Below are 12978 nucleotides of genomic sequence, written 5' to 3' on the forward strand. Positions count from 1 at the left end.
CCGACCATCGTGCCACAGGGCGGTCGGGCCGACCCAAACGACGACGCGCCGCGGACGAGTCAGGTGCGGTAGACCAGCACCAGCGCCCGGTCGTCGTTGCGTGAGCCCAGGGCCCGGATCAACCGCTCGGCGCCTCCCTCGAAGGAGTCGCGCAGCAGCTGGTCACTCTGCCCCAGCATCCGGTCGGTTCCGAGGGCGATGTCCTTCTCGCGGGTCTCGACCATGCCGTCGGTGTAGACCATCAGGGCGTCGCCGGGTCGTAGCTCGCCGGTCACGACGGGGAAGTCGATGCCGTCGAGCAGGCCGAGCGCCGGGCCGGGGTCCGACAGCAGCTGCCAGCGCCCGGAGCCCGCGGCGCGGTGCGCGGCCGGCGGATGGCCGGCGTTACGGATCTCGAACCGGCCGGTCTCGAGGTCGAGCGAGACGTGGGCGGCGGTCGCGAACCCCTCGTCCCAGTCCTGTCGGAGCAGGTAGCCGTTGGCGGCCGGCAGGAACTCCGACGGCGGGAGGGCACCGATCAGACCGCCGATCGCGCCCGCGAGCAGCAGCGCACGCGTGCCGGCGCCCTCACCCTTGCCGGACACGTCGACGACGGCCACCTCCAGTCGCGTGGTGTCGGGTGGCCGCGCGGCGACGATGAAGTCGCCGGCGAACGGGGTGCCGCCCGCCGATCGCAGCGCGCTCTCGGCGTGGAACCCGTGGGGCAGGTCCGGGATGTAGCTCTGGCTCAGGATCCGGTCGCGCAGGTCGATCAGCATCGACTCGCCCTGGGCCCCGGCGACTCCGAGCCGGCTGCGCCGGAACGACATGATCAGGATGATCAGTCCAGCGGCGAACAGCACGATCACCGCCACGACTCGTGCCGTCGACGTTGACCTGCCCTGTGAGATGTGCGGGATCTGCACCAAGACCACCAGCACCAGCACGAAGACCACGAACCACGGCAGGTGCCGGGGGCCGAGGACCAAGCTGCCCAGCAGCAGCGGGAGGACCAGCGAGGAGAACGGCGCTTCGTCCGGCCTCGTCCAGATCAGCACCGTGAGCACGAGAGAGAACACCACCAGCGCCCACAGGACGCGCTGCTCGCGTGCCGGGCTGCTGCGGAAGGCGGAGGTGGCGCGGCGCACCGTCCCACCTGACTGCGGGCTCATGGCGGGTCACTGTACGGCGCGGGAGCGGAACCTGGGCTGACATCGCGCGCACCAGAAGCTGTTGCGTCCTGCGAGCACCTCAGTACGCACCGGGCGCTCGCAGACCAGGCAGGGCTGGCCGGTACGCCGGTAGACGTACACCTCCCCGCCGTGGTCGTCCTCGCGCGCCGCTCGGCCCATCGCCTCGGGCGTGTGCTCCGGGCGGACGGTGTCGATCCGACCGAGCCGGACGCCGTCGGCCATCAGGACCACCAGGTCGTCCCAGATCGCGCGCCACTGGCTCACGCGCAGCGTGTTCCCGGGCCGCTGCGGGTGGATCCGCTGCCGGAAGAGCACCTCAGCGCGGTAGACGTTCCCCACGCCTGCCAGCACCGACTGGTCGAGCAGCAGGTCACCGATCGGCCGCGTGCTGCGACGGATCCGCTGCCAGGCGCGGTCGGGCTGGGCGTCAGGGCGCAACGGGTCGGGTCCCAGCGCGCCCAGGACCTCCGCCCGACGCTCGGGTCCGACCAGGTCGCAGACGATGGCGCCCCTCAGGTCGGCGTACGCCTCGCCGTTGGCGAGACGCAGCCTGACCTGCCCGACCGGGGCTGGCGCCGGACCCGAGCGCACGTCGAAGCTGCCGATCAGGCCGAGGTGGACGTGGATGTACCGATCGCCCTCGAGCTCGACGAACAGGTGCTTTCCGGCGGACTCGGCCGCGACGACGGTCGCACCGTCCAGCGTCGCCGCGTCGGCGGCGAACCTGCCCTGCGGGCTCGACACGCGCACCTGTCGACCGGCGAAGGCGGCGGTGAGGTCGGTGGCGAGCCGGTGGAGGGTGTGCCCCTCAGGCATGCTTCGGTCCGCCGAGCGCGGACTCCGGGAGCGGCGGCAGGCCGCCACCGGTCTCGTACGTCGCGAGCTGACCGATCCGCCGGACGTGGCGGTCCTCGCCGCTGAACGGGGTGTCGAGGAAGACCTCGACGAACCGCGTCATCTCGTCCAGCGTGTGGAGCCGACCACCCACCGAGACCACGTTGGCGTCGTTGTGCTCGCGGGCGAGCCGGGCCGTCTCCTCCGACCACACGAGCGCGCACCGGATCCCCTCGACCTTGTTCGCCGACATCTGCTCGCCGTTGCCCGATCCTCCGATGACGACGCCGAAGGCCGACCGACCGGCGGCCCGGTCCGATGCCACACCCTCGGCCGCACGCAGGCAGAAGCACGGGTAGTCGTCGAGCGGGTCGAAGACGAAGGGGCCGTGGTCGACGACCGCGTAGCCGTGGTCGCTGAGCCACTCCTGCAGGTGGTCCTTGAGGTCGAGGCCGGCATGGTCGGAGCCGAGGTGCACCCGGACCCGCTGGTCGGTCTGGTCGGTCACGCGGGCGAGCCTAGTGGTCCTCTCCGGAGGTCGTACGCGTCACTGCCGGCGACCTGCGAGGAATGGTCGGAAACCCGGTGGCCCCAGGCGGGCCAGGAAGGGCACGCTGGTGCCATGTCCGAGTACCCGATCCGCGTCGACCGCGCCAGCGACGACGAGCGCTTCCTCGCGACAGACGACATCGTCTGGTTCGGCGAGCCCTCGACCCTGCCGGCGTCCGAGGAGCTCATCGGCGTCCCCGCCGACCAGCGGTTCGCCGCGGACCTGCCCGACGCCGACCCTGGGTCGTACCCGGGTATCTACGGCGTGCGTCCGATGCAGCTCGCCGTGCCGGCAGCCGGGCCGGGCACCGCGGCCTCGCTGATCCCGATGGCGGGGCTGACGTGGGTGGGGGTCCATCCCGACCACCGGCGACGGGGCATGCTCACCGCGATGCTGCGCCACCACGTCGAGCAGACCCATCGTGAGGGCGTCGCGCTCTCCGGGCTGCACGCGAGCGAGGGTGCGATCTACGGCCGCCACGGCTGGGGCGTTGCTACGCAGGCGTTCTCGATCTCCCTCGGTCGCGGCACCGAGCTGAAAGCACCTGGCCTCGACGACGAGGCCAAGGGCCTCACGACCCGGTTCGCGAGCGTGACCGACGACGGCATCGCGGAGCGGCTACTCGCGTGCGAGACCCGGGTGGCGACCCAGGTCGCCGGCCAGGTGGTCGGGGACCTGACCTACTACGCGGGGATCGTCCGCCACCAGCGGCAGCCGAGCTCCCTTCGTGACAAGGAGCCGATGCGCTTCCTCTTCGCGCAGCGCGACGGCGTCGACGTCGGGATCACGGCGTTCCGCCGCGAGCACAAGTGGGAGCAGGGCAGCCCGGCCGGGAAGCTCGAGGTCTTCGCGCTGATCGGTGCGCCGGCGACCCGGCTGGCGCTGCTGCGCCGGTTGGTCGACTTCGACCTGATAGGCACGATCAGCGTCCCCCAGATCGGTGTGGACGATCCGGTCTGGCACTGGCTCGGCCCGCGGACCGCCAGCGACATCCAGACCCACGACAACCTCTGGCTGCGGATCATCGACCTGCCCGCCGCGTTACCGCTGCGCTCGTACGCCGAGGACTGCGACGTGGTCGTCGACGTGACAGACCCAGCCGCCCCCTGGCAGGCGGGTCGGTGGCGGATCGTCACCCGTGGCGGGGAGGGGTCGGCCACCCGCACGGACGCCGAGGCCGACCTCGAGATTCCGGTCGCCGTCCTCGGCTCGGCCTACCTCGGTGGGATCAACCTGCTCGCCCAGCAGCACGCCGGGGTCCTGGCCGAGCGGCGGCCGGGTGCGATCCGCGAGCTGTGGCGCGCGTTCCGTAGCGACCTGGCGCCCGCACCCGCCATCGGGTTCTGAGGATGACCGGGTTCGGCTGGCTGGTCCTCACGCTGGTGTTCGTCGACGAGGTGCTGGCCGCGGTGGCGGCGGGGGTCGCGGGCCACGCGGCGGCCGGGCTCGCCGGCGCGGTCGCCGCGCCCGCGGCGGTGATCGCCGTCTGGTGGGCGTTCGCGTCCCCGAAGGCTCCGTGGGGAGGCCGGCTCACCCGGCCGCTGGTGAAGCTGGCGGTCTTCGGCGCCGCGTGCGCCGGACTGTGGTGGGCCGGCCACGAGGGGTGGGCGATCGCGCTGCTGGTGTTCTCGGTGGTGGTCAACGCCCTGGCCCAGCTGCCGTCGGTGCGAGCGCTCGTGCCGAGCTGAGGCGGGAGTCAGTCCAGGTCGTCGAGGAAGGACGCGACCGCGTCGAGTGCCGGACCGGCCTGGTCGTTGTCGGTCCGTCGCCAGAACCCGTGCTGAACGCCGGGGTAGACCTCGACCCCGACCGGTACGCCGGCCGCGGCCAACCGCTCGGCGTACCGCCGGCCGGTAGGGGTGAGCACGTCGAGCTCGGCGAGCTGCACGAGCGTGGGCGGCTGACCGGTCAGGTCGCCGCGGTCGAGCACGTGCAGGGCGGGATCGTCGCTGGCGTCGGCACCCTGCAGGTAGAGCCGCCAGAACATGTCGCACCGGTCGACCGACAGGTCCGCGCCACTGAGCGCATGGTCGTAGGACGTGCCCGAGGGGTCGAGGAAGGGGTAGACCTGCACCTGCCCGGCCCAGCGCTCGGGGTGACGCAGCGCCTCACCGATCGCGAGCGTGGATCCGGCGGAGTCGCCCACGAGGACCAGCCGGTCGTGACCCTCAGCCGCCAGCCAGTCGGCGGCAGCCGCGGCGTCCTCGGCGGCGGCTGGCCAGGCGTGCTCCGGTGAGCGGCGGTAGTCGGGCATCAGCACCGCCCACCCGGTCCGGTCGGCCACGCGCCGCGCGAACCCGTCGTGGGTCACCAGGTCGCCCAGGGCGAACCCGCCTCCGTGGAGGTACAGCACCACGCCCGGCGCCCCGTCCGGTAGGTAGAAGCGGGCGGGCACGCCGCCGGCGTCGACGTCCTCCACCCGGTCGACGGAGACCTTGTGCTCCTCGGCCGCCTCGGCGTGCGCCGCGAGCCGGTCGGCCTCGATCCCGGCCAGCTCCTCCGGCGTGGCGAAGACCGGTGTCACGCCATCCGCGCCAGCTCGTCGTCCACCACGCTCGGGTCGAGCTTGGTGAACACCGGGGTCGGCTTGTCGACCTTGGTGCCGGCGACGACCGGGCGGGACGCCCAGACCGGGGTGAGCGCGTAGTCGCCGGTGATGACGGGGTACGACGTCAGGCCCGCACCGTTGTCCGGCTCGAGCTCGTCGACGACGTCGACCCGTGGCATCGGCATGAACTCGCCCTCCCCGCCGAGCACCACGTGCACCCGGTTGGCGGCGTGCGGGAGGAACGGTGCCAGCAACGTGTTGCAGTCGCTGACGCACTGCGCGGCCACGTGGAGCACGGTGGCCAGCCGGTCGCGTTGCGCGTCGTCCTTCATCTTGTAGGGCTCGGTCACCGTGAGGTACTTGTTCACCTCGCCGACGACCTTCATCGCCTCGGCGATCCCTGCACGGAGCCGGTGCCGCTCGATCAGGTCGCCCACCGCGGTGAACCCGTTGCTGACCGCGGCCAGCACCGCCTCGTCGACCGCGTCGAGCGGACCGCGGGCTGGGATCTCGCCGAAGCTCTTGGCGATCATCGTGGCCGTGCGGTTGACCAGGTTGCCCCAGCCGGCGACCAGCTCGGAGTTGTTGCGCGTCACGAAGTCCGACCAGGTGAACGCCGCGTCCGAGGTCTCGGGGCCGGCGGCGCAGATGTAGTAGCGCAGCGCGTCAGGACCGTACCGGTCCAGGAAGTCACCGACGTAGATGACGTTCCCGCGGCTGGTCGAGAACTGCGAGTCCCCGAACGTGAGGAACTCGCTCGAGACGACCTCGGTCGGCAGGTTGAGCTCGCCGTACTCCCCCGGCTCGCCGCCGCGCGAGCCCTGACCGTTGTGAGCGAGCAGCTCGGCCGGCCAGATCTGGGAGTGGAAGACGATGTTGTCCTTGCCCATGAAGTAGAAGGACTCGGCCGTCCCCTCCCCGTCGGGCGCTGGGTTCCACCACTCGCGCCACTTGTCCGGCTCGCCCAGGCGCCGGGCCCACTCGATCGAGGCGGACAGGTAGCCGATCACCGCGTCGAACCAGACGTAGAGCCGCTTGGTCGGCTGGTCCTCCCAGCCGGGGACCGGGATGCCCCAGTCGATGTCGCGGGTCATCGCACGCGGCCGGATCTCCTTGAGGATGTTCTGGGAGAACTTGATGACGTTTGGACGCCAGGTGCCCGACGCCTCGCGGCCGTCGAGCCACTCCCCCAGCGCCTCGGCCAGGGCCGGCAGGTCGAGGAAGAAGTGCTGGGTGTCGACGAACTGGGGCGTCTCGCCGTTGATCTTGGAGCGCGGCTCGATCAGGTCGGTCGGGTCGAGCTGGTTGCCGCAGTTGTCGCACTGGTCGCCGCGTGCCTCGGGGTAGCCGCAGATCGGGCAGGTGCCCTCGATGTAGCGGTCCGGCAGGGTGCGGCCGGTCGACGGGCTGATGGCGGCCTGGGTGGTCTGCTCGACCATGTAGCCGTTGCGCTGGCACGCCTCGAACATGCGCTGGACCACCGAGTAGTGGTTGCCGGTGGTGGTGCGGGTGAACATGTCGTAGGACAGCCCGAGGCCGACCAGGTCAGAGACGATGACGGCGTTGCTGCGGTCGGCGAGCTCCCTGGCAGTCACGCCCTGGTTGTCGGCCGTGACCAGGATCGGGGTCCCGTGCTCGTCGGTGCCGCTGACCATGAGGACGTCGTGACCTGCCATCCGCATGTACCTGCTGAAGACGTCGGAGGGTACGCCGAAACCGGCCACGTGGCCGATGTGGCGCGGGCCGTTGGCGTACGGCCAGGCGACGGCTGACAGGACATGGGTCATGCGGTGAATCCTAGGAGCGGCACACGCACCGCCGACACCGGATTGCCCCGCGCGGACCCGAGGTGGTCACTCGGGGGGCGAGAACGCCTCGATCCTGGCCTGCGTGTGGCGGCGGATCCCCGGCAGCCGGTCGTACAGCCGCTGCCCGGGGCACGCTGTGTCGTTGGTGTCGCGGTGGCCGTCGATCGCGGGCAGCCGGACCAGCTCGCCGTCGCGGTACTTGTCGCTGCCGGTCGAGCGGACCCAGACCTTGCCGGTTGCCTTGCGGTCGTAGGCGTCGAGCTTCCAGGCGGCGAGCCGGCGCAGCTTCTTGACCGCCTCCCCCCAGGGCTTGCGGTTGTCGAGGTTGCCGATCATCGCGATGCCGACCGAGACGTGGTTGAACCCGAGGGTGTGTGCACCGCGGACCAGGCGTCGGGGCCCTCCCGAGCGACCGACCCAGGCCCGACCGAACCGGTCGACCAGGAAGTTGTAGCCGATGTCGAACCACCCCAGGGTCTTGGTGTGGTAGCGGTACATGCCGCGGATGATGCCGGGCACGTCCGCACGTGAGTAGCGGTTGCTGGTCGCCGTGTGGTGGACGTGCACCTGCTTGAGGCCCTTCAGGTAGACCGGCTCGCCGTTTCGCCACTTGTTGTTCGCGCCCCAGTCCTTGCGGGTGAGAAGAACTGGCTCCGGCGCGGAGTCGGGCTCGGCAGCGGTCGTCCGAGGTGTGGGCGCCGGGTCCACACTGGCGTCCCCAGGCAGGACTCCCGGGTCGATCAGGACCAGCTCCACGTCACGGAAGCCGGTGCCACGGACCCTCACCTCGATCCCCGTGCGTGGTCCGGTCCAGAGCAGGTCGGTACCGGCGACTCCGGGTGCACCCTCGGCCGAGCCGCGGTCGGGCCCGTCGGTGAGTGGTCGCAACGGCTGCCATGGCCGGTCCGGCGCGGAGCGGATGCTGATCCGGGGAGCCGATCCCCGCCAGGTGGCGGCGACCTGGGAGTACTGCGAGGTGCTCAGCTGCGTGACGCCTCGAGCGAGCGGCGCCTCCGCGGCCCGGACCGACGTGCCCGGGTCACCGGCGAGCCGCACGACGCGTTCGGGAGCCGCCGAGGCCGCACCGGTCGCCGTCGTGGTGCCCGTCGCGGCTGTCAGGAGAGGGAGCGTCAGCGCCACTGCGGCGGCGGCAGTGGCGCGGCGTCGTCCAACCGGGGAGGGGGGCATGACTCCAGCATCATGCGTCACATCAACCACAGTGTCGACCCCGCGACCGTACCGTGGAGGCATGGAGACCCTGATCGCCGAGGATCTGCTGCTGCTCCTGCTCGACGACGAGAAGGGCACGTTGTCGTCGTCCTACGAGCGACCCCTCCTGGGCGGCGCCCTCCTGGTCGAGCTCTCCCTCGGAGGCCAGGTGGAGGTCGAGCACACCCGGATCCTGAAGACCGCGAGGGCACGCGTCACCGGCCAGGGCGGAACGCCCGGTGACCCGTTGCTCGCCGATGCCCTGGCGGTCGTGGCTGAGAAGCCCCGGTCTGCCCAACAGCTGGTCGACAGGCTCGGCAAGAGCGCCCGGCAGCCGTTGCTCGACCAGCTAGTCGACCGCGGCCTCGTCGAGCGGCGTACGACGAAGGTGCTGGGCCTGTTCCCGCGGACCACGTGGCCCGCGGCCGACGCCCGCCACGAGGCGGAGGTCCGGCAGCGGCTCCAGGCGGCGCTGGTCGAGGGGCGCGAAGCCGACCCGCGCACCGCCACGCTGGCGGCGCTGCTCGCCGCGGTCGACCGGGCGCACACGGTGGTCGACCGCGGCGCCGTCCCGGCTCGCACGATCAAGAAGCGGGCCAAGGAGCTGGGCGAGGGCCAGTGGGCCAGCGAGGCCGCCCGGGCCAGCGTGCAGGCGTCCCAGGCGGCGGTCATGGCCGCCGTCACCGCGAGCACCGCCGGTGCCGTGGTCAGCAGCGGATCGTGACCCGATCGCGGCCCGGCTCCCTAGCTGAAGTCGAGGTCCCGGTTCCGCGAGCGCTTCAGCTCGGAGAAGTAGGGCACCGTCGCCAGCGCGATGCAGCCGTCCCACAGCTGGCCGGCCTGCTCGCCGCGCGGGATAGCGCTCAGCACCGGACCGAAGAAGGCAGCGCCCTCGAAGGAGATCGTGGGCGTGCCGACGTCGTACCCGACCTGGTCCATGCCCTGGTGGTGTGACTTCTTGATGGCGTCGTCGTACGCGTCGTCGTCCATCGCGTCCGCGAGCTCGGGCGACAGGCCGGCGTCGGTCAGTGCCGCCTCGATGGTCTCGCGGGTGTAGTCCTCACCGCCCGGGAACCGGCGGGTGCCGAGCGCCGTGTACAGCCGGAACAAGGCCTCCTTGCCATGGTGCTGCTCGACGGCCATGCAGACCCGCACCGGCTGCCATGCGGTGCTCAGCCGCTCGCGGTACTCCTCGGAGATGTCGTCCTTGTCCTCGTTGAGGTACGCCAGGCTCATGATGTGCCAGGTCACCGAGATGTCGCGCACCTGCTCGACCTCGAGGATCCAGCGTGAGGTGATCCAGGCGAAGGGGCAGGCAGGGTCGAACCAGAAGTCAGCAGTCTTGGGGGGCGTAGACATGTTGACCATTCAACATGATTGCCCCAACCTCAGCGGCGGCGGACCCGCACGCGGTCCGTGACCAGGCTCGCCGGCTCGATGTTCTTGGTGCCGAGGTAGGAGACGCGGACCCGGTACCGGCCTGGCTCGATCCCACGCACGACCAGCCGCAGTCGGCCGTCGTTCACCGTGCCCGTGATCTCCTGGCCGGCCACCGTCACCGTCACGCGACCCGCCGGATGCTCGACGCCGGGCGCTGTGACCCGGAGCTTCACGATCGCCCGCCGGACCCCGCCGAGCGCCTCCACGTTCAGCTTCGGCCGGGTCGTGACGGTGCCTGTGGCCGGGAGCACCACGGACGCGCCGCGGTAGCCGTCGCGGCGCAGCACCAACCGCACCGAGACCTCGTGACCCACGTCCGCGGCACCCAGCCGGTACGACGTGCCGTCGGCCCCCGTGATCGGGGAGCCGTCACGCAGCCAGGTGTAGCGCACGGTCGCGTCGGCCGGCGTGACCGCACCGGGCGCGACGGTGAGCAGCCGCCCGTACCTGGTCCGACCGGTCAGCGTGAACGGCTCGGTGATCTCCATCCGGCCCGGGGCGACCGCGGCCGTTTTCTCCGTGCCCAGCCGCAGGTTCCTGTAGGCATCGCGGCGGAGCACCACGACGGCCGAGATCTCGCGGCCCCTGAGGGCCGGTGTGAGCGCCAGCCGCTCGCCCGTCGCACCCGCGAGCCGCTGGCCGTCGGCATACCAGCGGACCAGGCTGGAATCCGCTGTGGGGGAGGCGGAGCCACCGGAGACAGTGAGCTGCTCACCAACGCGGGCGGTGCCGGACAGGGAGGGCATCGACGTCGCCGTCATAGTGCCGCGCGCCACGCGTACGGTCTGCTCGGTGATCGCCTTGGCCGGCCGGTAGCCGCGCGCAGCCGCCGCGACCCGCACGGAGAGCCGGGTCCACAGCTGCTCGGGAGTCGGCGTGAAGGTCAGTCCGGTTGCCCCGGGGATGGGCCGGTTCCCGCTGCGCCACTGCACCTCCAGCGTCGGGCTCGGCTTCCAACGGCCCGGATCGAGCGTCAGCGCCTGACCCACGGCCGGGCTCCCGGTCACCGTCGGTTGCACGACGGCACGGACCGCTCGGTCGTTGAAGTGGATGAAGCCGGTCGGCCAACCGCCACCACGCTTGCGGATCACCCGCCAGTGGAAGTCACCGCTCCAGCTGTCCTCGGAGATGACGATCTTCCGGTTCGACAGCACCTGCTGCACGTACGCCACGTGGCCGCTGCTGCCGACCCCGTCACCGGAGTCCCACCAGGCGACGGCGCCCACCATCGGCGTGGTGTCGGTGATCGACCGGTTGGCGCGTCCCCAGTTGTAGGCCATGCCGGTGCTGCTCCACGGCCGCTCGGGGGACATGCCGCCCTTCACGAGCCGGTACGCGACGTAGTTCGTGCAGTTGTGACCGCTGTACATCCGCCACCACATCTGGCTACCGGCCGCCTTGTAGCGGAAGTGCGGGTAGCCCGCCTGCTTGCAGGCGACATAGCCGGTGCACAGGTAGCGCGACGTGGCCACCGCCGGGCTCGCGACCACGAGCAGACCCGCCAGCAGCGACAGGGCAGCCGCCACCCCGAAGGCGCGCAGCAGAGACCGGGGGGTGGCGGGGGTCACGGGAGGTAAGTGAACCCGATGTCAAGCAGGCGCGCCACACGTTCACCAAAATTCTCAAACGTCCCACCGGTCCCTCGTGCCCCGATCCAGCCCGGATTCCAGCGCGACCGGCCGCCGGTGAGAGGATGCGCGTCATGCCGGGAACCAACCTCACGAGGGACGAGGCCGCCCAGCGATCGGCGCTGCTCGACGTCACCTCCTACGCCGTTGACCTCGACCTCACCACCAGTGAGACCACGTTCGCCTCGACGACCACGATCCGCTTCACCTGCCGCGAGCCGGGCAGCGGCACGTTCGTGGACCTGGTCGACGCAGAAGTCCGCTCGATCACCCTCAACGGCTCCTCGCTGGACCCGGCGGCGGTGTACGCCGACAGCCGGATCCAGCTCACGGACCTCGCCGCGGAGAACGAGCTGGTCGTGGTGGCCGACTGCACCTACAGCCACAGCGGGGAGGGGTTGCACCGCTTCGTGGACCCGGTCGACGACCGCGTCTACACGTACACCCAGTTCGAGGTCCCCGACGCGCGCCGGGTCTACGCGACCTTCGAGCAGCCCGACCTCAAGAGCCGCTTCACGTTCCAGGTGACCGCACCGGACCACTGGAAGGTGGTCTCGAACGCGCCGACGCCGGAGCCGAAGCTGCTCGGGGACGGTCGTGCCGTGTGGGCGTTCCCGCAGACCGAGCGGATGTCGACGTACATCACCGCGATCGTGGCCGGCGAGTACCACGCGGTGCACCACACCTACGAGGGCGCACACGGCCCGATCCCGCTCGGCCACTACTGCCGTCAGTCACTCGTCGAGCACCTCGACGTCGAGGAGCTCGTGACGACGACCCGCCAAGGCTTCGAGTTCTTCGAGCGGGAGTTCGGCTACCCCTATCCGTTCCACAAGTACGACCAGCTGTACGTGCCGGAGTACAACATGGGCGCGATGGAGAACGCGGGATGCGTGACCCTGCGTGACGAGTACCTGCCCCGCAGCCGGCAGGACCGCGCGTTCTACGAGTTCCGAAGCTCGGTGATCCTGCACGAGATGGCTCACATGTGGTTCGGGGACCTCGTGACCATGAAGTGGTGGGACGACCTGTGGCTCAACGAGTCGTTCGCGGAGTGGGCCTGCTACCACGCGGAGGTCGAGGCGACCGAGTTCACTGACGCGTGGACCGGGTTCACCAACGCTCGCAAGCAGACCGGCTACCGGCAGGACCAGCTGCCGAGCACGCACCCGATCGCCGCCGACAACGTCGACCTGCACGCGGTCGAGGTCAACTTCGACATGATCACCTACGCCAAGGGCGCATCGGTGCTCAAGCAGCTGGTCGCCTGGGTCGGCCTCGAGCCGTTCCTGGCCGGTCTGCGCCAGTACTTCCACGACTTCGCCTTCTCCAACACGGAGTTCGTCGACCTGCTGTCCGCGCTGGAGAAGGCGTCGGGTCGGGAGCTGGACTCCTGGGCCAAGGAGTGGCTGCAGACCGCCGGCGTCAACACGCTGGCGCCGACGTTCGAGCTCGCCGATGACGGGAGCTACACGTCGTTCGCCGTGCAGCAGACCGCCCATCCGGAGTGGCCGACGCTGCGTCGACACCGGATCGGGATCGGCCTCTACGATGCCGTCGTCGGCGACAAGGGCGAGGCCGCGCTGGTGCGTCGCGACCGGCTCGAGATCGACGTGCACGGCGAGCTGACCGAGGTCCCCGAGCTCGTGGGCGTCGCGCAGCCCGACCTGCTGCTCCTGAACGACGACGACCTCACCTACGCCAAGATCCGGCTCGACGAGCGCTCCCTCTCCACGGCGGTCGAGAGCCTCGGGAGGCTCGACGACTCGCTCGCCCGCGCCCTGTGCTG

General features: G+C 71.0%; 12 protein-coding genes. 4 read left to right on the forward strand and 8 right to left on the reverse strand.

Going from position 1 to position 12978, the window contains the following annotated elements:
- Positions 1-59: 59 nt before the first annotated feature.
- The 3 genes from VFZ39_RS16970 to VFZ39_RS16980 are packed head-to-tail and all read right to left on the reverse strand — an operon-like array spanning position 60 to position 2514.
- A complete protein-coding gene (locus VFZ39_RS16970; protein WP_330866970.1) occupies positions 60-1151 on the reverse strand; it encodes a PP2C family protein-serine/threonine phosphatase in 1092 nt (363 codons plus the stop codon).
- 6 nt (positions 1152-1157) lie between these two features.
- Positions 1158-1988, reverse strand: a complete 831-nt coding sequence (locus VFZ39_RS16975; RefSeq protein WP_330866971.1) for an Fpg/Nei family DNA glycosylase — start codon at positions 1986-1988, stop codon at positions 1158-1160.
- Positions 1981-2514: a ribose-5-phosphate isomerase gene (locus tag VFZ39_RS16980; protein ID WP_330866972.1), complete on the reverse strand. Its 534-nt coding sequence runs from the start codon at positions 2512-2514 to the stop codon at positions 1981-1983. Before VFZ39_RS16980 ends, VFZ39_RS16975 begins: the two co-directional genes overlap by 8 nt.
- 114 nt (positions 2515-2628) lie before the next feature.
- On the opposite strand from VFZ39_RS16980, the gene VFZ39_RS16985 reads away from it, so the two are divergent.
- Complete coding sequence (locus VFZ39_RS16985) at positions 2629-3903, forward strand: GNAT family N-acetyltransferase (protein ID WP_330866973.1); 1275 nt, start codon at positions 2629-2631, stop codon at positions 3901-3903.
- A 2-nt stretch (positions 3904-3905) separates the two neighbouring features.
- Positions 3906-4244, forward strand: coding sequence for a DUF2568 domain-containing protein (locus tag VFZ39_RS16990; RefSeq protein ID WP_330866974.1), 339 nt, complete (start codon positions 3906-3908; stop codon positions 4242-4244).
- An 8-nt stretch (positions 4245-4252) separates the two neighbouring features.
- On the opposite strand, the gene VFZ39_RS16995 is transcribed toward VFZ39_RS16990, so the two are convergent.
- From VFZ39_RS16995 to VFZ39_RS17005, 3 genes are all read right to left on the reverse strand, one after another.
- Positions 4253-5080 carry an alpha/beta hydrolase gene (locus VFZ39_RS16995; protein ID WP_330866975.1) on the reverse strand — a complete coding sequence of 276 codons (828 nt, stop codon included), beginning with the start codon at positions 5078-5080 and terminating at the stop codon, positions 4253-4255.
- Positions 5077-6891: a methionine--tRNA ligase gene (gene metG / locus VFZ39_RS17000; RefSeq protein ID WP_330866976.1), complete on the reverse strand. Its 1815-nt coding sequence runs from the start codon at positions 6889-6891 to the stop codon at positions 5077-5079. The genes VFZ39_RS16995 and metG overlap by 4 nt, the downstream gene beginning before the upstream one ends.
- Before the next feature lie 66 nt (positions 6892-6957).
- Entirely contained in the window at positions 6958-8100 is a 1143-nt protein-coding gene (locus VFZ39_RS17005) for a peptidoglycan recognition protein family protein (protein WP_330866977.1), read from the reverse strand.
- A gap of 61 nt (positions 8101-8161) precedes the next feature.
- Here VFZ39_RS17005 and VFZ39_RS17010 point away from each other — a divergent pair, with 61 nt between their 5' ends.
- Entirely contained in the window at positions 8162-8845 is a 684-nt protein-coding gene (locus tag VFZ39_RS17010; protein WP_330866978.1) for a GOLPH3/VPS74 family protein, read from the forward strand.
- Between the two features lie 20 nt (positions 8846-8865).
- Here the strand turns inward: VFZ39_RS17010 and VFZ39_RS17015 are convergent, their stop codons facing one another.
- Positions 8866-9480 (reverse strand): DsbA family protein, encoded by a 615-nt coding sequence (locus VFZ39_RS17015; RefSeq protein ID WP_330866979.1) that lies wholly within the window; start codon positions 9478-9480, stop codon positions 8866-8868.
- A 29-nt stretch (positions 9481-9509) separates the two neighbouring features.
- Positions 9510-11129 (reverse strand): CHAP domain-containing protein, encoded by a 1620-nt coding sequence (locus VFZ39_RS17020; RefSeq protein ID WP_330866980.1) that lies wholly within the window; start codon positions 11127-11129, stop codon positions 9510-9512.
- A gap of 134 nt (positions 11130-11263) precedes the next feature.
- On the opposite strand from VFZ39_RS17020, the gene pepN reads away from it, so the two are divergent.
- Positions 11264-12978, forward strand: a 1715-nt coding sequence (gene pepN, locus VFZ39_RS17025; protein WP_330866981.1) for an aminopeptidase N, incomplete at its 3' end; no start/stop codon positions are given.

The organism is Nocardioides sp., assembly GCF_036374615.1.
GTDB lineage: Bacteria > Actinomycetota > Actinomycetes > Propionibacteriales > Nocardioidaceae > Nocardioides.

Bases quoted from the DNA above. Each gene is read 5' to 3' on its own strand.
- VFZ39_RS17010 (WP_330866978.1), top strand. From the start codon at position 8,162: ATGGAGACCCTGATCGCCGAGGATCTGCTGCTGCTCCTGCTCGACGAC.
- VFZ39_RS17005 (WP_330866977.1), bottom strand. From the start codon at position 8,100: ATGCCCCCCTCCCCGGTTGGACGACGCCGCGCCACTGCCGCCGCCGCA.
- VFZ39_RS16970 (WP_330866970.1), bottom strand. From the start codon at position 1,151: ATGAGCCCGCAGTCAGGTGGGACGGTGCGCCGCGCCACCTCCGCCTTC.
- VFZ39_RS16985 (WP_330866973.1), top strand. From the start codon at position 2,629: ATGTCCGAGTACCCGATCCGCGTCGACCGCGCCAGCGACGACGAGCGC.
- VFZ39_RS16975 (WP_330866971.1), bottom strand. From the start codon at position 1,988: ATGCCTGAGGGGCACACCCTCCACCGGCTCGCCACCGACCTCACCGCC.
- metG (WP_330866976.1), bottom strand. From the start codon at position 6,891: ATGACCCATGTCCTGTCAGCCGTCGCCTGGCCGTACGCCAACGGCCCG.
- VFZ39_RS17015 (WP_330866979.1), bottom strand. From the start codon at position 9,480: ATGTCTACGCCCCCCAAGACTGCTGACTTCTGGTTCGACCCTGCCTGC.
- VFZ39_RS16990 (WP_330866974.1), top strand. From the start codon at position 3,906: ATGACCGGGTTCGGCTGGCTGGTCCTCACGCTGGTGTTCGTCGACGAG.